The organism is Dysgonomonas sp. HDW5B, from assembly GCF_011299335.1.
Lineage (GTDB): Bacteria > Bacteroidota > Bacteroidia > Bacteroidales > Dysgonomonadaceae > Dysgonomonas_A.
Genome location: NZ_CP049858.1, coordinates 2,070,699 through 2,092,201 on the forward strand (window position 1 = coordinate 2,070,699; position 21,503 = coordinate 2,092,201).

Below are 21,503 nucleotides of genomic sequence, written 5' to 3' on the forward strand. Positions count from 1 at the left end.
TGAAAAACAAGACAAGTATTAAGAACGTTTAAAGGCTTACTTATGTTCTGCCACATAATAGAAGGAAATCCATTTTGAGAGGATGTACCTTATCTGATAAGTTTCGGTTATCTGCCGATAGTGTCATATTTTGATATAGATTTTTCTTTTGTATAATATGTTTCCTACAAACCAGGTAACAGTTACAAATAACAAGGCGAAAACCAATGAACTTAAATAATCTCCCAGATATGGCTGTAGAGCCTGGTCGTATATAAATCCGTGTAAACTGATATTTTCGCCGTGATATGTAAATGTAATATTACCTGTTAAAATAGATAAAACTCCTGCAAGAACGTATATAAATAAAGGGTTTACTCCGAATGATTCAAAGAACACACTCCATTTCTTATAGCCTTTAATATCAATAATCCATATGAGAAGAGCAAGAAAACTAGATGCCAGACCACAGGTTGCCAATACAAATGTAGGTGACCAGATTTTCTTGTTGATAGGACATCCGTAATTTAGAAGGAAACCCATAAAGGTAAGTATTGTACCTATGATGAATAATCGGGTAATTCGTACTTGATTATCCTTAACCTCCATCAGTATCTTTCCGCATAAAAATCCTACCAACACATGGCATGTTGCCGGAATGGTACTTAGTAACCCTTCGGGGTCAATAGCTACACCTGCATCTTTATATAGATGGTTTACTCCTAATATTCCTCTGTCTACCAATGAAATTATATTGTTTTCGCTAAATTCAAAACCATTGCCAAAAAGTAATACTAAGAAATAAGCTGATAGAGTGACAACAATTATGTAAGGGATGTATTTGTGTTTAACAAAGACTGCAATAAGTGATGTGATACCATATGTGATTGCCAACCGTTGCATGACTCCTAAAATGCGTATATGTTCAAAGTTCGTAATGGATTGGAATAGACGTTCGAAAAAGCCCAATCCATCTTCCGATAAATCTCTGAAGGTGCTGAAAGAAAGACCAAACCACGCTAAACCCAACCCGATAAGGAAGATGACTACCGTGCGTTTTATTATTTTTTGTACAGTTGCCTTGCTGTACTCAAAATTAAACTTGCGTAACGATATATAAGTAGAGATCCCCATGATAAACATGAAGAACGGGAATATAAGGTCGGTAGGAGTCAATCCGTTCCATTCAGCATGTCGTAATGGAGCGTAAACTGATCCCCATGATCCTGGGTTGTTCACCAGAATCATTCCTGCTATAGTGATTCCTCGTAATATGTCAAGCGAAAGTAGTCGGTTGGATGTTGTTTGTTGAATCATGGTAAATTATAAGTTAAGCATCTCACAAAATTAATCTTTCTTCTCTGTTAAATATGAATAAGCAAAAAAAAATATTCGATGTCCTATTTTATGTCAGCTACTTCAGCTCTTGTAAAATCAGAGGGTCGAAAAGGTGACAAGCCGATTGCAAAAATGTTACAAACATGACCATTGTAGGGTTACTGAATGTTCATTTTTGTAATCTTTTGTATGGTCTGATTATCAATGGTTAATGACTGAAAAGATTACAAAAATGACAAAAGTGACATCTTTCTGCTGTTTTTTATTTTTTCTTATCCAATGAGCTCTTTATCTGTTTGATAGATAAACTTTCGACTGAAAAATCAAAATGTGACATTAAATCCTCTCTGTTACTTATGTATCGACAAAACAATAAACAAGAATAGCATTAAGTAAAGAATAAAATTTATTGGTCTATTCTATAGTCATAACAATCTGTATTTGTTATACTTGCCAAAGCAATATAAAGGTCTGTGGTCTTAGTACAGATGCTTAATATCTGCACCTACATAATAATGCAATAATATTTTGTCATACGAATACCCTTTTTCGCCCATTACAGCCGCTCCTATTTGGCATAAGCCTACACCGTGTCCCCAACCTGCTCCGATGATTGTAAACTGTTTGCCTTCTCTCTCTACATAAAAGGCCGAACTATAGAGGTGAGAGTTTGACAATATACGGCGTATTTCGAGTTCTTTACCTACTATCAGAGTCTTTTTAGAACCTACAATCTTCAGTTTTATTAATCTGCCCGAAGTTCCGCGTTGTATAGGAATAAGCTCTTGAATTACTCCAAAGTCTATACTTGAGCGTTTTAATATAAGAGCAGATAATTCTTCCTGAGTATATGTGACTTTCCATCTGTAAAAATCCATTGTCTCCTGATCGTAATTATTGAGAACCTGACTTAATATTTTTTTATCCTGAGTATTACAGAATGCTGTAGGGCGTGTTTTTATCCATTTCAAAGATTCCGCTTCTATCGTTAAGTCAGGCAAATCGTTTGGATTCACATCATCTCTTAATTTTACAAGGTATGAGAATTTTGTATCTTCCCAACAGTTCTGAAACTCTTCTACAGCTCCCCCGCAACACTTCGAAAAACGGGCGTCGCATATCTTATCCTCTGAGGTTAGTACTTGTCCCCGGGTTTCAGCAATAGCCTGTTTTACAGTGTCGATATTGGATGATGCTCTGGTTATACCCTGATAGCGTTGGCAATGATCGTCTGCACATACATCAAAATGAATATGGTCTTCGCGGTCGTACCATCGGATAAACTCATTTTCGGTTTCTTGAAATGCCGAATAATCAGTTTTATCGGCTATTATTTCTTTATTCTTTTGGATCTGTGCCAGAAGCCAGCTGCGGGATATTACAGCATGTGCCTTTAATAATTCGAGAGATGCTGTTGCACTCATTTCAGACGAAATTACGCTGGTCAGATAATCCTCAATTTTGATGAGGTTTATAGCTGTTATCTGGTCGTCTTCAATAATCAGTTTTAAGGCTCCCTGAAATTCTTGATCTTCTTTTCGTTCCCAATGAAAATTAATTCCGATGATTACATCTTTTATTACAAAGGATGCATTTTCTTTTGTGGGTTCAAATAATAATTGTTCGTAAAGCATCCCGTTCCAAAGTATCTTTCCATCTTGATAAGCTACCGAGTTTTCGCTCTTAACTTCTTTTTCAAGATGTTTGTAATCAGAATGGAAGCTAAATGTGATGGTTTTACTTGATAAAATACCAACACTTACATTGGGTTCTGTTGACATATATTATTTGTTTTAAATTTGCTGAATCTTGTCTAATTATTGAGCGAATAAAATAGCACTTCTATCGATTAAAACTAAATTATTTGCTTTAATCGGATGCAACTTCCTTTGTTTACGAGGTAGTGTCTTTGCTGTCTTAGATATTGGTTTCATACTCTTGAGCAGAGTGGGTTTGTTTTAATAAGTAAAAGAAAATATTAAAATTGCATAACTGTCTATCGTTGTTTTGCTTACCAAAGCAACAAATAGTTCTGCAAACTTATTTTAAACACCACTAAAGATAATCAACTATTTTATATTGTCTAATATGTTATTTAGCATATCCAGCTAAGGAGACGTGAGTCTGATTATTTACTTCATTTTGCGAGCTACTGAATTTTATGTCTAATGTTTTGTTTATTAGTGTTTTTCTATTTTGTTTGTATTGTTCTTTGTTTAGCCCAGTCTTCTTTTACTTATAATTAAATTAGGTTTTGATTTATTATATTTAGATAATTTAACTGTTTTAAGTTTTAGTCTGGATCTCCTGAAAAGATATCAAATCACTCAACTGTACCATAGAAAGAGATACTTTGTCTATTGGTTGGCAATGCATTTAATGTTGCGTATCCATCAGGACTGATTTTTAACAAAAACGAAATACCTTCATTTTCTCGATTCGCTATATCTTTAGGTACTATCTTTATTTCATATGCCCCATCTTTCTTCTTGTTTTCGGAATAAAGAAAATTTGTACTGGTAAAATCGATACTAATATCCCTTGGATTTATTGGTGCAACATACGAACGTCCGTAATAGGGTAGGTTGGCAATGACTGTATCTTTGCTTACTTTTAGATAATAGTTGTAGTTTAAATTGATAGATCTTCCCGACATCGGTTGGGCACTGTTTGCATTGAATATGAAATTTCGGCTTTCGATCTTGTCTACATATTCCTGTGCTTTGATTTGTTGCTCAGGACTTAACTCTTTTGTTTTACATCCGATAAATAATATTATCAGAAAGAGGCTGATTATTCCTAATATCTTTTTCATATCTGTTTTCTTTTTTATTAAACATACAGAGATAATAATTGGTTCAGGTATAGAATGTTTTCAGGTATAGACAGATTAGTCGGTTTTAAGCGAGGATTATCTATAGGTCGAATAAATGAGTTATTTTAGGCAAAAAAATGAGAATGCCTATGACTACGGATGATATAGTACAAACGAGTACTGCAGCAGCAGAAAGGTCTTTCACTTTTTTGATTAATTTGTGATGTTCTGGAGATACAAAGTCCGAAAGATTCTCAATGGCTGAGTTGATAATCTCCATTGAGATGACTAGTCCTATTGCAAAGCAAATAATTATCCATTCCACAGTGGAAATATGGAATATAAAACCGCATGCTATAACAATAACCGATACGATAAGATGTATGCGTGCATTATGCTCTTCTATGAATACAATCTTTAATCCATTTAAAGCGTATTTGAAGCTTTCAGCTCTTTTTTCTAAAGAGAATTTCTTATGTGACTTGTTACTCATTATTAAGCAGATTAAGTTAGCAGAATTATTTATTTCTTCTCTACTCCAAAATAACAACTTACAGTTGAGCTTTTTATTAAAGTGACAAAAAAAGTTGTGGATTTATTTGATTTTACGAGAAAATATCAAATGTACAAGCAAAAGTACTATAACAAATATTCCGCCTGTAAGTACCACTCCATTCCAGCCCATATATTCCCAGGCTTTCCCTCCTACAAAAGTTCCGAATGATCCTCCTATGAAATAGCTGGTCATATAAACGGTATTTAATCTGTTTGTAGCATCAGGATTAGTTGAAAATACGATAGTCTGATTGCTGACATGTATTGACTGCAGTCCGACATCCAGAACGAAAATACCGACAATAAGACCCGCATATGTAAATCCCCAAATGCCGAAAACTCCCCATGATAATATCATTAAAATAGCAGCACAGGTTATCAAAGTGTTTTTGTTGACTCGGTCGGCGATCCGTCCTACCATGGCAGCCGCCAAAGCTCCCCCAATACCCACAGCTCCTAGTTCTCCTGCAATATCACTGCCTGCAAAAAAAGGAGATCTTTCGAGGTGGAAGGTAAGCGTAGTCCAGAAGGCAAGGAATGAACCTAAAGCTAAAGCTCCTCTTACTGAAGCCAAACGCAAACTAGGCACAGCCTTTATATAGTGAGCGATAGATTTCATAAGTCCCCAATAGCTCCCGGTAAAAGTCGGTTTGATATCAGGAAGTAAGAAGAAGATTGATACCCATAAAATGAATATAATTCCTGCTGCTATATAATACACTTCTCTCCATCCGAGGTATTCACCTAATACCCCACTAAATATTCGTGAGGCCAGAATGCCGATTAATAATCCGGTCATAACCATTCCTACGTTTTTTCCTTTTTCTTTAGGGTCTGATAGTTGTGCAGCTAAAGGGACAAACATCTGAGGGACAACAGAGCTTAATCCGATAAAAAAGCTGGCAACAATCATTGTTGTGATATTTTGGCTGAAAGCAAAAGCTAGAAGTGATGCTATAATAAGTATAAAATCTATAATTATGATTTTTCTTTTTCTGAACATATCACCTAATGGAACGAGAAGAAATAATCCTGCTGCATATCCAACTTGAGTCACCATGGCTACATTATTTGCCGACGCTTCTGAAATATTTAGCTCTCTGGCTATTTTTCCTAATAAGGGTTGGTTGTAGTAGTTGTTTGCAACCACCAAACCTGCTCCTATTGTCATGAGCCACAGTGTAGTTTTGGCTAATTTTGTTTGTTGATTGTTAGGGTGTATATCTTTCATTTATTACAAATATTTTACGCTTCTATTGCTTCTTTAATAGAGCTATTCTAAACAAAGTTAGAATTTTTCCTCCTAAAATTTCATTTTTTAAATAATAATACTACCTTTGCACTCGCTTTGAAAGAAAAGCAAATAGGTAGATTCTGTAGCTCAGTTGGTAGAGCACATCACTTTTAATGATGGGGTCCTGGGTTCGAGCCCCAGCAGGATCACAAAACAAGAAAAGGTCGTCAATTTGGCGATCTTTTCTTTCGTTTATAAACCTTCAACATCTCTTCGAACATTAACCCTCCATTGTATACCGTATTTTGCATCAAGAAATTTGAAAATTACTTCATTGTATTTTTTGACACAATCAAAAAAAGGAGGTGTATCCCCATAATCAAAATATTTGAGTTTGTATTTTCTTTCAAAGTCATTATCTAGATAAGTATTAGCTATAGGAACAACTCCTCCGATTGTTATAAGCCTAATATTGTTATTTTGAATGTCTTTTTCGGCGACAAACTGATCAACTTTACAATCAACATTGCCGTATAACACTAAATTATTAGTTGATTGCTTATCAGAATCAATAATGGACTCAATTTTATAACCCCACCCAATTATTCTGAGAGAATGTTTATTTTTCTTTGATACCGCAATCTTAAAGAAACCGATAGAATCTACCATGTCATAATTTAATTCTCTGTCAATAAACACTAAAGGTTTATCTGTAGCATAAATAGTATCAATATCATTTATTATGACTTTTACTTGCCCTGCAAGTAATATGCTGTTTGTGTGTTTATTCTGTCCATGAATAATATTTATAAACAAGATAGAGAATATAATAAATAATAGATTTTTCATAGTATGAATCGATCAGGAGTTTGATTTCAAATATACTCTTTTAGCTGATACAACATATTCAAATCCTCTATAAACTAGTTTGAAAACAGTTGCAAGAGGTTCATAAAAATAGAAAGATATTTCTCGTAGAAATTAAACAAAAAGCTGCACTTTACTCAAAAGCTAAATTAAGTCTCTTAGAATTGGATGTCTAAAAACTGTCTCAGATAGAGGTCTGAAAGAGTATTTAAAGAGTTGTTGTGTTTACTTTCGATTAAAGAAATGTTTACATTAAACAAATTTAACTAAAATAACTTAATTAATTGAATGGGATATATAAATAAATAATTTAGTTTTGTGTTAAAATAACAAGCTTATATATTAACTAACAATCGTATAAAACATACATACAAGACTATAATCGATTTTTAAATAAACTTAAAATAACAATCGGAGCCAATTGAAACAATAGTTGTATTTTTTAACTATTGTTTAATACTCCCACTATGAGATGTTCTCTGAAACTTCCCTAGGCTATATATTGTCAGAAGCTTCATGCTTGGCTTTTAGAAGTTTATCTATACTTGAATTGCAAACTACCAATAATATTACTTTTTTATGAAGAAACGATTTACGCATTTACTTCTCCTGTCACTATGTACAGGAAGCCTCTTTGCGCAGTCGCCCGGAGGTGTGGGCAGTCCCGAACTGTGGTTTCAGGCAAGGCCTACAGGCACAGATCTGAACGGAACCTACCGCTGGCAGGATTTCAGTGGCGATTCCTTACGCCTGAATGTATACAGTGATCAGGGAGCCGCTTTCGGGGATGAGTTCACCAATAGTTCTGTCCGTTACTATAATGGCAATCCGGCTTTGAGCCTGAATAAATCGCTTGATACAAAAACAAGGGAGGTACGCCTCAAACGCACCAACCTGTCTCAGGCAACTATTATAGGAGTATTTGCACCCAATGCCAACTTCGACAAGGAAATGATTCTCTACGGGTTAAACGGACGTTCCGGGCAAGGTGTACTGGTAACTACTGATAAAATCATACCGAGCATTGAAAGTGGTAAAAGTAAATTCGATTACGGTCAGTCCGAAGGTATGGATTTAATGTATTCATCTAACGACTCCGAATCAAATGTTAATGATTTCCGGGTTAAATCTATGCGGATAGCGGCCTATTACCGCAGTATTCCTCCCGCCAAAAGTATCTGGGGAGAAAAAGATATAGCTACCTTAAGTTTAGGAAGCACATACAATAAAACCAATGTCAACTACAACTCGACTTTTTCGTTAAGTTCTGCCGAAAATAGGGCTTTCAGCGGTTATATACCGGAGCTGATCGCTTATAATCGCCTGCTTACACCGATAGAAAGACGCCGGGTCGATTCCTATCTGGCCATCAAATACGGCTTATCTCTTCCGGTTTCCTATATCGGAAGTGACGAGCAACTGCTTTGGGACTATGCAGCTAATCCTAACTACAATAACCGGATTACTGCTATTTACAGGGATAAAAACAGCGGACTTTATCAATGGGAATCAGGTACAAGCTACGAAGAGTTAACCAATTACTCCGACCAGAACGATTATTTCTACAACAGCAACCCTTATAACCGTTCGTCGGCCTCTCGTCTGCTTGTTTTAGGTCGTCAGGATGCCAATCCGTTAAAAGACAACAATTACCTTTTCTGGGGAGACAATAACGACGCTATTAAGATCAAAGAGATAGAAGGCAAGCTGGGATATAAAATAATGAGCCGCCAGTGGCTTGTTAAAACCAATATACTTGCTACCACACCGGCTGAAAGAACACTTGCGTGGCAGCAATACGATCTTGTTGTCGGTACAAACGGATTTAAATCTTCTGTAACAAAATCCTCCACAACTACAGCACAGGGAGTAGCTTATACTGCTATTCCTTTAGCGGATTCGGACGGCTATCTGGGACTGAGCGGATTCTCCATCAGTGGTAATTTCTATATTAAATTCGGTTCGAATCAAAGCATTTTATCTAACGGCAGTCACGACTACGGCTATTACATCACCACATCAGGAAGCGTATATCCAATCATACAAGGGGTAGTGTCTGAGAACTCTGCACTTTCAGTGGTATTGGCCTCAAAGATAGAAATAGAAAAACGCGGTAATATCGTATTCCTGCGTGTGAACGGAACCAGACAGGCTAAGACTGAAATTCTGATTGCTGATTCAGATATGAATAAACCTTTTTATGGAGCTATCAGTATGTTAAAGGGTAGCAGCGACAGTAAAATAGGGGAACTACGTCATGGCGGATTTACCGATACGGGTAATAAGATAGAACTCTCTTACGCATCGACGCGTGCCGCTGAATTCAAAGATAATAGCAAGGGGCGCAGCTTTTTGGTTATCGATCGTTCAGGATCAGGTAGCATTGATTTGAATACAGCCGAAGTCATTGAAGTAGATGAAGTCGATATCACACGTCAAAAGGCTATTTTCAATAATGTTTTTCTGAACACAGGCGATGAATTTACCTTTATGTACCGTGAAACCGATATTGGTGGAGAGATTGAAGTAACCGATCCCACCTGTAACCTGGCGGACGGAAAAATCAAGATAAGACTAACTTCGGGAAATCCCGCATTTAACTATAGACTGACCGATTTAAATACAGGACAGGTTGTCAAATCAGGCAAAGAATTCGATTACACCATTGAAATAAACGGGCTCAGAGGAGGAACTTACGACCTTGCAATCACGGAAACCGGAGGATTTAACTTCCAGAATACCGATGCAACTATTAAACCCACCCGTGCCAAGACAACCAACTGCTTACCAGTTATGGACGGAGCTTTGGAATGGACAATCTCCAATCTCACCGATTCGTATATGATTGGTTACACCACCTTTGTTGAAGATGTAAACAATACTAAGAATATCATTCATTACGGATTGAAGAAGCAGGGTGCAAACCTATATGTCGTAACCAACGGAAAAGTAGCTACATCCGTTCTGAGCACAGTTGCTGTAGGCGATGTTGTCCGTATTGAAAAAACCATGAGCGGTCTTAAATACAAGAAGAACGGTACTCAAATTGGCACAGGCAGTATTTCATGGCTCGATTACCTCTTGAAATTCTATGGACTGATCGATACCAGCTTTGGTCCTGCTGAGATACTCAATGTAACAGCCACCGGATTCTTCAATCTGGCCGATTACAACTGGACAAAGATGGACAACTTGACCATCGGACAGTCGAATAATGCCACCCTTACTTATAGAGTAACACTCGAAGATTCGTGTAACGGAGATCCACTGGGAGAATCTCAGCAAACTGTACAACCTCAGGCTGAAAGTGATAATATGAATGTTTTCTACAAGAATGCAGGAGATACGAAATCTGTCACTGCCCGTGTAACATTTGCAGAACCCGAAGTAGTAACCTTTACGGCTTATAGTATGACGGGAATCCTTATCAAGAAGGTTGATCTACCTACTCCTCGTGTATTGCAGGAAGCTGATTTTGACTTTACACAAGCAGGTGTATACATCATCAAAGCAATTACAACTAATGGGGAATACAGTAAAAAAGTAATGGTTAAATAATAATTCTTAACACACATCGAATAAGAAAAATAAAAATATGAAGACCAGAAAGAAACAATATATACTCATCGGCATACTGATAGCGTGTGCCGGGATTTTGGGAGCGGTGACCTTCTCTCAGAAAAGTCCGCAAGAATATGCTTCTGTTTCGGCTGAAAGCAATACCAAGCAGATAACGGCAACAACTGCAAGCAATGCGGTGGATGTGCAACCATTAGATTCAGTCCAACAAGGGAAAGAAGCCGTAAAAACAGCCGTAATTCAATATTTATCAAACAATAAAGAGGGAATTATTGGCAGTTATGCAGGTAAACAACTAGACAACCCTTCGGATAATATTTTCACCATCAGCATAGATCAGACATTCTCTGAAAATGATAAAGTCTGGTTGAGTTATGAACTGGAAGGTGTATCCGATTATACCAATGTGCCCAAAAGCATTAACGACCGATTGGCAACAGGCGGTTATTTAGTAAAACTATCGGATAAGTCGGCTTTACAACGAGAACAACTAAATGTTGCATGGCTGAAAAAAGGAGACAATCAGATTCAGTTCAGTTTACCCGAGAATGCGGAATACGGATACAAGGTAAAGAACCTATCCATTGAAGTGGAAAAAGGAGCAAACCAATCTCCTCTGATCGTAAACGCAACACAAACAAGCTATGATAATAAAGCCTATGTACATGGTTTTATTCAAGATAAGAACATAGCCGGTTCTAAAATTTATGTCGATGGAAAACAGATAAATGCTTCCAAAGGCGAATTTGAAACTGTTGTTCCGTTAAATGCAAACAGAACAATAAATGTAAAAGCCATACTTGCAAATGGTAAGGAAGTAAGTAAAGAAATCAACTTTACAAACGGTGCTTCTGCCGATATCGAGTATGCCATGAATAACAATACCAAACAAACTTCTAAAACATTCAAGAAAGGTATTGCTGAAGATTTGAAACTTGAAACAGCTCTGTTGAATGTGGATTCGAAAGCTCTTCTGGCAACAAAAGATATCTCGATCACTACACTGAGATACATCGACCTTCCTGCTTTGGATATGGCTATGAGTAATGTAACGGCTTCACATAAAGGGTATCGTTTCCTTCCTCATGGAGAACATTTTGCCGACGGAGCTAAAGTAACTATCAAGTACGACCGTACAAAATTACCGAATGGTTATACTGAGGATGATATCAAAACTTATTATTTTGACCTCGATACAAAACACTGGGTCGCATTAAAACGTGATACGATCGATAAAAAAAATCAACTGATTGTATCTACCACTACTCACTTTACAGATATGATAAATGGGGTGATACAAACACCCGAATCACCCGAAACACAAGGGTTTGCCCCGACTATGATGAACGACATCAAGGCAGCTGACCCTACAGCAAAAGTACAGGTTATAGCACCTCCTGCAGCTAATAACAGAGGTTCGGCAGGATTGAGCTACGGTTTTGAAATGCCTCCGGCACGTAATGGTATGCAACCTAGCCTGGGTATTCAATACAACTCCGATGGTGGAGCCGGTTGGTTAGGCGAAGGCTGGGATTTAAGCACTCCAGGTATATTGATAGATACACGTTGGGGCGTACCTCGCTATGACGATGCAAAAGAAACCGAGACCTATTCGATGGGCGGAAGTCTGCTTATGATGATGGATGATGCAGGACAAAGTGCTGTAGCTCACCGTGGCGATAAAATCAACCGTAAGGCAGACCGCCAGTTCTATCCAAGAAATGAAGGCGGTTTTTCAAAAATCATTCGTAAAGGAAGTAGTCCAGCCAATTATACATGGGAAGTAACCGATAAATCGGGAACAAAGTATACATATGGAGCAGTACTTAAAGGTTCGGCAAAAACATTAAGTGGCAACAAGGATGTAATTGTAGAATGGAAATTGTCACGCATTGAAGAATTGCACGGCGATTATATCGAATATATCTACGAAACAGTTGATGAAGTCGTTAAAGGCAGTCTTACAGCCAAAGCTATTTACTTGAAAGAAGTAAGAGCCGGTAATAAAGGCAGCGATCCACATACGGTAGTTACTTTAACAAGTACTACTCAGAAAGATAAGAAAACCAATTCGGCAAGATATGGTTTCCTTACTTCAAGCAATAAGTTACTGAATAAGGTGGATATTGCTTTTGAAGGGCAAACACTCAGAAGCTATACTTTCGCTTATAAAAGCGGTGCTTTTAATACCAATATACTCGATAAGATAACGCATCTGGATGCTTATGGGGCCGAGTTTGCAAGCCATACGATGGACTATTATGATGATGTGGATTCAAAAAACGGATATAAGCCGTTTAAAAGTGATGCTGAGACATGGAAGTTACACGATGATGGTATAGATGCCGGATTTATTAATCCCGTTGCGAATTTGGGTGTCCCCGGATTTAGTGATAAAGCGAGTGCTTTGGGTGGTAATGTTACAACATCCGCAGGAGGGTCTTTATTTGTCGGTATCGGTCCTTGGAATTGGGATGCCGGAACAAAAAGCGGAACAATAGGCGGTAGCTTAGGTTATAGCAAAAGTACCTCCAAAGGTTTATCTGCATTGGTAGACATAAACGGAGACGGTTTAGCAGATAAGGTTTATCAAGAAAACGGCAAATTATATTACCGTCCTAATATTTCCCAATCAACTGATTCTGAAACTAAATATGGTGATGCCATAGAAATAAAAGGTATTAAAGAATTCTCAAAATCAACCACCAGTACAACAACAAAAGGGTTTAATATTAATGTCGGATATTTAGGATTGACAGCCGTTAAAGGATATGATAACAGCAATACAACCAATAAAACCAACACTTACTTCTCTGACGTAAACAATGATGGATTAGTCGATTTAGTAACCAATGGCAAAGTCTATTTTAATCATATTGAATTAGTTGGAGGAAAACTTGTTCCAACCTTTACCTTAAGTAGTAGTGATACACCCAGTCCGATTATGGGTGGTGGAATTGTTGATACCAGTGATACAGAAGTTAACGATGAAGAGCAAAGGGAATTAATCAAGAATTCTCCATTACAAGATATAGTTCGGGTATGGGAAGCTCCTTTTAGTGGAACTGTCAAAATTGAAAGCAATGTTCAATTGCAAGCACCACAAGCCGGATACGATGAAGAAGAATATGCCAAAGCTGATGGAGTACGCGTTGCTATTCAGGTAGGAAGTAGCGAAAAATGGAATCAACTGATTGATAAAGGCGATTTCTCTAATTATCCTGCGAATGTAAGTAGTATAACTATTACGAAAGGACAAAAAGTCTATTTTCGTGTACAATCGGGGGTTGACCAAATGTCGAATGGTGCATTTGACCAAGTTTCATGGTCACCAGTCATAACGTATACCGATAGAACCAATATTACAAATGCTAATGGTCAAGGAACAGCCATATATAAGGTTACAGAAGCAGATGTATTAAGTGAAGATAACCTGATTCGGATAAGTAAACCTGTTTCATTACAGATTACTGGAAATTTTGAAAAACCAGTGACTTCGGATAAGATTACACTGAAAGTTACTTTATCCAATGATGAGAAAAACGAGGATGGGACAACAAACCCTTCCTACCAACAAAGTGTAGTATATCAGAAAGTATTCGACTGGAATGAAACTCATTCAGGAGATTTAACTATCAATGTTGCTAATAGTATTTTGGGATCAAACCTCAAATTCGAAGTTCTTAGTGAAACTAACGTGGCTTTAGAAAAAATCAAATGGGCTCCCAGAATTGACTATATGGTTGATGGTATGGATCTGAAAACGCAAGCCACCGTTACTTATTCGGTGTATGCCAATCATGCATTTGAAGGACAGGCTTATAATTTAGCTTCAGATGGAAATATTGCTATCGCTCCTTCTTTTTCAGGGCTTCCAGTGATGCCTGATCCTGCGATCAATGGTAAATTATTAATGGCTGTCAAAAATGTTACAGGTTTGTTGGCTAAGCAAGAGGTTACAATTACTAATGGAGTTGTAATGCCAACCTCTAATATCATTAATTTAACTGCAACAGCAGGACCTATTTGGGTGGAATATTATGTAGCTGACAAGACCTTCTTGACTAAATTAGGAATTCCTAAAGCAACAATTACAGCAGGTGTAGTAAGTACCATAAACGTAAATACGTTTACAAGCCGTGATTATGACGGATTTGGTGTAATGTATCGTGGTTGGGGACAATTTGTCTATAATGCCAATGATGGGCGTTTTGGCAATCCGATCAATGAATCATTATTGAAATTACCTCAAAATGAGAGTGATAATGTAGATCCTGTAACTATGGTCTTTGTTCCGATGACAATCAATAAAGACAATAATAATTCATGGTTGGGCCAGGATATAAATAGCTATATAAAAGGGTCAATAATAAGTAGTTCTCGGTTAAACGAACAAGATGTCGTTTTAATAAATCCTTTAGCTAATCTGGGAAATACCAGTGGTGTTACCGGCAGTTGTCTTCAAGGTTCGGGAGCAGTTGGAATTACATTGGAAAACAAAAGTTCCAGTAAAGCGGATATGACAGGTGCAATGGGAGTAACTACCAGTGCTTCGAATGGTAAGAGCTGGATCACCCTCTCCTATGCCGATATGAATGGAGATGGATACCCTGATATTATTACTGGAAATCAGATTCAATTTACCAATTCGAAAGGAGGATTTGATGGGGAAAAACTAGAAGGTATCGGTAATCATAAAAGTGAAAGTAAATCAAAAAGCTGGGGACTTGGTGGTAGTGCCGTTCATGCCTTTTCGAATGTTTCTAATACTGCTAAATTTATTGGAGCTAGTGCTGCTATTAAAAATGGTTTTAAGGGAAAAGGATCAGGAGCTTGGTTAACAGACAATGACAAAAAACAAGGCGAAGCTTTAACCGCGATTGAGAATGCCAAAAATATGAAAGTTGCTGTTAGTGGTGATGTTCCTAAAAATGAAGATTGGGCTACCGAAACCTTTATGGATGTAAATGGAGACGGATTACCGGATAAAATATTATCAAACAAACAGGTACAATTAAATCTGGGATATGGATTTGCCGATCCTGTTGATTGGGATTTACAATCGATCCAAGAAGGAGAAAGCAACACGATAAATGCCAGTCTCGGCGTTAACTTTGGTGGTGGTAGCTATTCAGCCGGATTTGGATTAACTACAACATCCAGCAATGAAAACTATTCATTGATGGATATTAATTCGGATGGATTACCTGATAAGGTTCACAAATCGGGCAATAATATCTATGTCTCGTTCAATACAGGTAATGGATTTACCTCGGAAATACTTTGGCAAGGTGTTAGCAGCGTCAGCAAGTCAGCTTCTACTGCCGAATCCTTAAATGGTGCATTCTCTGCAAATATTCTGATTCCTATACCATTTGCACCATTAAAATTATCGATCAATCCGAGTGTCAATGCTTCCAAAAGTATGAGCCGTTCTTTGATGGAACTTCGTGATATTGACGGTGATGGCTTCCCTGAAATCGTCTCTTCCGACGAAGACGGAAAGATGACCGTTTATCGCTCTACTATTGCCCGTACCAACAAACTGAAATCTGTAAATAATCCATTAGGAGGAAGCTTTACTGTAGATTATGACCGCTCACTAGCCACCTACGATCACCCCGGAGGTAAATGGGTTATGAAATCTGTAGAAATCAATGACGGTATTTTAGACGACGGAGCCAATATGAAAACCATCTTCGAATACGCTGATGGAAAACAAGAACGTCACGAACGTGAATTCTTAGGCTTCGGCAAAGTAATCACCAAAAACATAGACACCGAATCCACAGATGCAGACAAAGTGTATCGTAAAGCCATACAGGAATACGATGTAAATTCGGTTTATACCGCAGGCAATAAAAAACGCTCGGTTGTGGAAGATGCATCAGGTAATAAATTTGCAGAAAGCGTAAACGAATATCACAGCTACAAAGTAACCGCTTCAGCAGATACTTACAGCTTCGTTTCGGATAACTCGATCTGTTCAGACCGTGCCATAGCCTTTACCCCGATGAAATACGCCAAATCGGTAGTATACGAAGGACAGGCGGACGGTATGACAGCTAACGAAAGCTACTACGAATATTATTTGAACGGCTATTTCGGAGATCTTAAAAGCTATAAATACAGCGATAAAGGAGCTTTGGGTAATGCAGGAACAGGAGCATTCAACTACCAAACATTTGTTGAATATACTAACAATCTGAACAAGCATATTCTTGGTCTTCCAGTCAAAGTTCAGGTAAAAGGTTCGGACGGTAAACTTTACCGCCAAACAGAAGCGGCATATGATCTTGCCTATGCCAACCACCTGACTAAAGTAACTCAGACTCTTGATGAAGGAGGCAATAAAGCAGAGATCGACATTACCTATAACAAATACGGTAATATTACCAAAAAAACACTTCCGGCCAACAGCAAAGGACAACGTATGTTCTATAAATACCTGTATGACCGAGACTACAATATGTACGTGGAACGGGTGGAAGATGCCTTCGGCTATCGCTCGGAAATGGAAAACTACGATTGCCGTTTCGGTATTCCGTTGACAACCCGTGACATGAACGGTTACACGCTTGAATCTACTATCGACCAGTTTGGACGTGTAGAAACAATCACAGGACCTAACGAACAGGTATTGGGGCTACCTTATACTATTAAGTTCCAATACCATCCACAGATTGTAAAAGATGCAACAGGAATTAAATCGCCTGCCTATGCCGTAACAAAACATTACGATCCACAGAACCCGACAGATGATCTGGAAACGGTAACATTCACAGATGGATTAGGAAGAGCAATACAGGTGAAAAAAGACGGTGTGATAACTGAAACTACTAACGGAACCAATCCGGTGGATAAAAAAGTAATGATTGTCAGCGGACGTGCTAAGTTTGACCCATTTGGTCGTGTAAGAGAAGCATTCTATCCTGTATCTGAAAATATGGGGAGCAAAACAGTGTTCAATCCTGCATTCGATGGCGTAACTCCAACCAAATCGGAATACGACATTATGGACAGGGCGATAAAAACTATCCTGCCCGATAACAGTGAGTCACTGATGGCTTATACCAAAGACAATAACAGCCGTACACTAGTAACCACCGTTACTGATGCGATGGGAGGAAAACAATCGACCTTTACCAATGGCTCCGGGTTGACCATCAAGACCGAGCAACTTTCGGGACCTGACGGAACGATTACCACCCGTTTCGAGTTTGACCCGATTAACCAATTGATAAAAGCGATTGATAACGGAGACAATGAAACGGTATCGGCTTATGATATGGCAGGTCGTCGTACGCAGGTCATACACCCTGCATCGGGAGTAACAAACCTAAAGTATGACAATGCAAGTAATCTGTTAAGCAAACAAACTGCTAATCTGGAAGAAGAAGGTAAGTTTATTACCTATGATTACGAGTACAGTCGTTTGTTATCAGTTAATTATCCGAATCATCCTGGAAATAATGTCAAGTACAGTTACGGTAACAAAAATGCTTCACACAACCGTGTGGGACGATTGATGTTACAGGAAGACGCCACCGGAGCACAGGAGTTCTTCTACGGCAGACTGGGCGAAATGACGAAAGTAAAAAGAACGGTAATTATCCCTAATCAGGCGATCGCGACTTATGTTACCCAATGGAAATACGACTCATGGAACCGTATCGAAGAAATGATCTATCCCGACGGCGAGAAGATTAGCTACAACTACAATACTGCAGGATTGCTCGAAAGCATGAAAGGCGAAAAAGCTTATTCATACAACTATGTGAACAAGCTGGGTTACGACAAGTTCGAGCAACGCATCTACATGAAATACTGCAACGGAGCCGAAACCAACTATAGTTACGATGCTCAAAGAAGAAGATTATCTAATCTGATGGTAATTTCGGGTAAAGATACTCGCAAGCAGATTATGAACAATGCCTATTCTTATGACAAAGTAGATAACGTACTAAGCGTAATCAACACTGCACCTGCACCCGTAACAGGCATGGGAGGGCAAATGAGTCATACCTATAATTATGACGGTTTGTATCGTCTGCAAAGTGCAACGGGTACTTATCTGGGAACAGGAACTAAAACAGCTTCCTATACGCTGGAAATGGCATATGACAATCTGCACAATATCACAAGCAAGAAACAGCATATGCAGCAACAGGGCATCCAGTTTGATGGTATCCTTAAAGCAGGTTATGATTTGTCTTATGCTTACAGCAGTGAGAAACCTCATCAGATTGCTAATCTGAAAGATGAGAATTACCGTACCGAAGGTGATGCCGCTAAGGATAAGATTACCAAAGACCATGCTTATGAGTATGACCCTAATGGCAATTTGGTGTATGTAAATACAGCCAGAGAAAAGCAGGACGGACAGGCAACGCAAAAAGCCAATGAACGCAAACTACTTTGGGACGAAGAGAACCGTTTGCAGGCTATCAACGACAACGGATTTATTTCCGGTTATTGGTATGATGCTTCGGGAGAGCGTGTGGTTAAGACCAGCGGCGATGACGAAGGTATTTATGTAAACGATGTGTTTAGCGGAGGACGAACCCAGACGGCTGACTTTACGGCTTATATCAATCCATATCTGGTAGTCAGTAAAGGCGGACAGTATACTAAACATATTTATATCGGATCACAACGAATAGTCTCCAAGCTTGGTGATCTGGACTCTTACGGACAAGACCCACGCAGGGTAGAATACGCAGGATCGGAAGTCGATGGCGCTAAAGTAGATTACAAGGCTAAGTACCAGCAATCACAGCAAACGATTAAAGACCGTTACGCATATTTTGAAGTACCTTATTATGGAAAGGATAATGATGATTATGTAAATGGTGGTGGTTTCTGCTGTAATGATAATACTACTCTGCGTTCTTTTGATCCTTCTAAAAACGACAATCCTGAGTTGTACCAATTTTATTATCACTCCGATCATTTGGGCAGTTCGTCTTTAATTACTAATTTGGACGGAGAAATTGTTCAGCATATCGAGTATGTGCCGTTCGGAGAGGTTTTCATCGAAGAACGCAACAATAAATGGAATACTCCATTCTTGTTTAATGCCAAAGAGTTGGATGAAGAGACGGGACTGTATTATTATGGGGCTAGGTATTATGATCCGAGAGTGTCTATCTTTTATGGGGTTGATCCATTAGTTGAGAAAACAGGTACGCCTTATCAGTATTGTTATCAGAATCCGGTTAAGTATATTGATCCGACAGGAATGGAGGGGGAAGATGGAGACGGGGGAGGATTCCTTGCTACTTTGAGTAAATGTTTAGATAGGTTTTTCTTTGGCAACGAGAATAATGCCTCTTCCAGTTCGCGGGGTATTGAAAAAGCAAAATCTCAATTACAAGAATTAGAACAAGGAGCGCAAAGAGCAGAATCGGCTGCTAATTATGTTAATTCCTTAAATGAAGGTATAGCTGCTGTTCACCCTTTGGGTTCTACCATGACTACTATTGCTAAATCTGCAAATGGGCAAGATGTAACGGGTTCGGATATTGGATGGTCTGCAGTAGAGCTTGGTTCATTAGGTCTACTTAGTTTTGAATCTACTGCATTAAAAGGTGGAATAAGAGCTACCAAAAGCAGCTCTTTTCTAAACTTAGCAAATGAAGCAAGAACTACGCATATAATAGCTGGAGATCTCACCGGAGGAGGGCATGCATGGTTTGGTAGTGTAAAAAGTTTTATAAATGGATTATCAGGCAAAAAAAGTATGTTTCCTATGAAATGGAGTAATGACAAAATAATGCATGCAATATCTAGTGTCGCAGTAAATAACCCATGGGTACAGCAAACAGGAAAAGTAGGTGAAACTTTAACAAAAAGTGGTAAGCCAGTTAGATTTGTAGTAGAGGGAGTTTATGAAGGTACAAAAATGAGAGTAATTACAACTCATACAGAAATAATAACAGCTTTTCCTATAAAATGATGAATAATAAACTAAAAGAAAAATTGCAGTTACTTATAGATAGATCCTCTATGCTAGGGTTGGAAAAACAAGATGTCAGTACTGCTCAAGAATTATTACACAATTTAGAGTTTGGTCTTTCTTTAGATACTGTAGTAGATCAACTATATGAATATGATATCCATATAGATAAAGAAACATTTGATCTGATTGAGTATATAATTGAATATATGAATTTACCGAAAGAAGAATATTCTTTTGTAAAAGATCTTTGTTCTTAACGAATAATGAACTATTTAGAATATCCTGCAATTTTGCGTTGCGGGATATTTGTATATCTCTTTTGGCAGGAAAATGAAATAGTACAGCATATTGGGTGTATTCCACTCGGTGAAGTGTTTATCGAAAAATGCAACAATAAATGGAATACGCCATTCCTGTTTAATGCCAAAGAGTTGGATGAAGAGACAGGACTGTATTATTATGGGGCTAGGTATTATGATCCGAGAACTAGTGTTTGGATCAACAATGACTGCCGGCTTGATGATGTGTGGAGTTTTATTAGCTGATGATGTAACAGTTACTTAGAGTCTTTTTTTATATCAATACTATAGATTCCTATTAGTAGAATATCTATCTTAGTGGGATTAGATAAATAGAAAATAAAATGGATTGTAAAATACGCCAGTGGAGAATAGAAGATGCAGACGATCTTTCGAAAGCTCTAAACAACAAAAAGATTCTTGATAATTTAAGAGATGGTATACCTTTTCCTTATACACCGAAAGATGCCAAAGAATACATTGCTACAATGCTCGCCGCAGACAACGAAATAGTATATGCTTTTGCAATCACTATTGAAGACAAGGCAGTCGGTAGTATAGGCCTATTTCGCCAGACAAATATACATTCAAAAACAGCCGAATTGGGATATTATATTGCAGAACCGTATTGGGGCAAAGAGATTGGAACAAGTGCTGTAAAACAAATATGTGATTATATTTTTCAGAATACTGATATTATCAGAGTTTTTGCAGAACCATTTGCTCATAATATAGGCTCATGCCGTATACTTGAAAAATGCGGCTTTAAATGCGAAGGCACTTTAAGAAAAAATGCAGTAAAGAATGGTGCTGTTATAGATATGAGAATGTATTCAATCATAAAAGAATGAATTTTTAGCAACCCATCATCATTTC

10 protein-coding genes, 1 tRNA gene and 1 pseudogene are annotated in these 21,503 nt (G+C 38.0%); 6 read left to right on the forward strand and 6 right to left on the reverse strand.

Annotated elements, in window-relative coordinates:
* Positions 1-123: 123 nt before the first annotated feature.
* The 5 genes from G7051_RS08575 to G7051_RS08595 all read right to left on the reverse strand — a co-directional run bounded on the left by G7051_RS08575 (position 124) and on the right by G7051_RS08595 (position 5,918).
* Positions 124-1,293 carry an acyltransferase family protein gene (locus G7051_RS08575; RefSeq protein WP_166202728.1) on the reverse strand — a complete coding sequence of 390 codons (1,170 nt, stop codon included), beginning with the start codon at positions 1,291-1,293 and terminating at the stop codon, positions 124-126.
* A gap of 503 nt (positions 1,294-1,796) precedes the next feature.
* Entirely contained in the window at positions 1,797-3,098 is a 1,302-nt protein-coding gene (locus G7051_RS08580) for a SpoIID/LytB domain-containing protein (protein ID WP_166113745.1), read from the reverse strand.
* A 542-nt stretch (positions 3,099-3,640) separates the two neighbouring features.
* Positions 3,641-4,132 (reverse strand): DUF4251 domain-containing protein, encoded by a 492-nt coding sequence (locus tag G7051_RS08585; RefSeq protein ID WP_166199588.1) that lies wholly within the window; start codon positions 4,130-4,132, stop codon positions 3,641-3,643.
* Positions 4,133-4,232: 100 nt separating this feature from the next.
* On the reverse strand, positions 4,233-4,625 hold the full coding sequence (locus tag G7051_RS08590) for a diacylglycerol kinase family protein (protein WP_166199590.1): 393 nt from the start codon (positions 4,623-4,625) through the stop codon (positions 4,233-4,235).
* A 102-nt stretch (positions 4,626-4,727) separates the two neighbouring features.
* Positions 4,728-5,918, reverse strand: a complete 1,191-nt coding sequence (locus tag G7051_RS08595) for an MFS transporter (protein WP_166199592.1) — start codon at positions 5,916-5,918, stop codon at positions 4,728-4,730.
* Positions 5,919-6,057: 139 nt separating this feature from the next.
* On the opposite strand from G7051_RS08595, the gene G7051_RS08600 reads away from it, so the two are divergent.
* Positions 6,058-6,130: transfer RNA gene (locus G7051_RS08600), tRNA-Lys, on the forward strand.
* Positions 6,131-6,173: 43 nt separating this feature from the next.
* Here the strand turns inward: G7051_RS08600 and G7051_RS08605 are convergent.
* Positions 6,174-6,770 carry a hypothetical protein gene (locus tag G7051_RS08605; RefSeq protein WP_166199594.1) on the reverse strand — a complete coding sequence of 199 codons (597 nt, stop codon included), beginning with the start codon at positions 6,768-6,770 and terminating at the stop codon, positions 6,174-6,176.
* A gap of 597 nt (positions 6,771-7,367) precedes the next feature.
* On the opposite strand from G7051_RS08605, the gene G7051_RS08610 reads away from it, so the two are divergent.
* The 5 genes and pseudogenes from G7051_RS08610 to G7051_RS08630 all read left to right on the forward strand — a co-directional run bounded on the left by G7051_RS08610 (position 7,368) and on the right by G7051_RS08630 (position 21,478).
* Positions 7,368-10,346 (forward strand): T9SS type A sorting domain-containing protein, encoded by a 2,979-nt coding sequence (locus tag G7051_RS08610; protein ID WP_166199596.1) that lies wholly within the window; start codon positions 7,368-7,370, stop codon positions 10,344-10,346.
* Between the two features lie 37 nt (positions 10,347-10,383).
* Positions 10,384-20,325, forward strand: coding sequence for a SpvB/TcaC N-terminal domain-containing protein (locus G7051_RS08615; RefSeq protein ID WP_166199598.1), 9,942 nt, complete (start codon positions 10,384-10,386; stop codon positions 20,323-20,325).
* Entirely contained in the window at positions 20,325-20,585 is a 261-nt protein-coding gene (locus tag G7051_RS08620; protein WP_166199600.1) for a MafI family immunity protein, read from the forward strand. The genes G7051_RS08615 and G7051_RS08620 overlap by 1 nt, the downstream gene beginning before the upstream one ends.
* A 75-nt stretch (positions 20,586-20,660) precedes the next feature.
* Positions 20,661-20,837, forward strand: a pseudogene (locus tag G7051_RS18435) (RHS repeat domain-containing protein); the annotation flags it as partial.
* Positions 20,838-20,971: 134 nt separating this feature from the next.
* The gene (locus G7051_RS08630; RefSeq protein WP_166199604.1) at positions 20,972-21,478 is read left to right on the forward strand and encodes a GNAT family N-acetyltransferase; all 507 of its coding nucleotides are present in this window, start codon (positions 20,972-20,974) and stop codon (positions 21,476-21,478) included.
* Positions 21,479-21,503 lie beyond the last annotated feature (25 nt).

What these genes read in the sequence shown, in the direction of transcription:
- G7051_RS08630 (WP_166199604.1), top strand. Translation starts at nt 20,972, where the DNA reads ATGGATTGTAAAATACGCCAGTGGAGAATAGAAGATGCAGACGATCTT.
- G7051_RS08590 (WP_166199590.1), bottom strand. Translation starts at nt 4,625, where the DNA reads ATGAGTAACAAGTCACATAAGAAATTCTCTTTAGAAAAAAGAGCTGAA.
- G7051_RS08595 (WP_166199592.1), bottom strand. Translation starts at nt 5,918, where the DNA reads ATGAAAGATATACACCCTAACAATCAACAAACAAAATTAGCCAAAACT.
- G7051_RS08585 (WP_166199588.1), bottom strand. Translation starts at nt 4,132, where the DNA reads ATGAAAAAGATATTAGGAATAATCAGCCTCTTTCTGATAATATTATTT.
- G7051_RS08605 (WP_166199594.1), bottom strand. Translation starts at nt 6,770, where the DNA reads ATGAAAAATCTATTATTTATTATATTCTCTATCTTGTTTATAAATATT.
- G7051_RS08610 (WP_166199596.1), top strand. Translation starts at nt 7,368, where the DNA reads ATGAAGAAACGATTTACGCATTTACTTCTCCTGTCACTATGTACAGGA.
- G7051_RS08615 (WP_166199598.1), top strand. Translation starts at nt 10,384, where the DNA reads ATGAAGACCAGAAAGAAACAATATATACTCATCGGCATACTGATAGCG.
- G7051_RS08620 (WP_166199600.1), top strand. Translation starts at nt 20,325, where the DNA reads ATGAATAATAAACTAAAAGAAAAATTGCAGTTACTTATAGATAGATCC.
- G7051_RS08580 (WP_166113745.1), bottom strand. Translation starts at nt 3,098, where the DNA reads ATGTCAACAGAACCCAATGTAAGTGTTGGTATTTTATCAAGTAAAACC.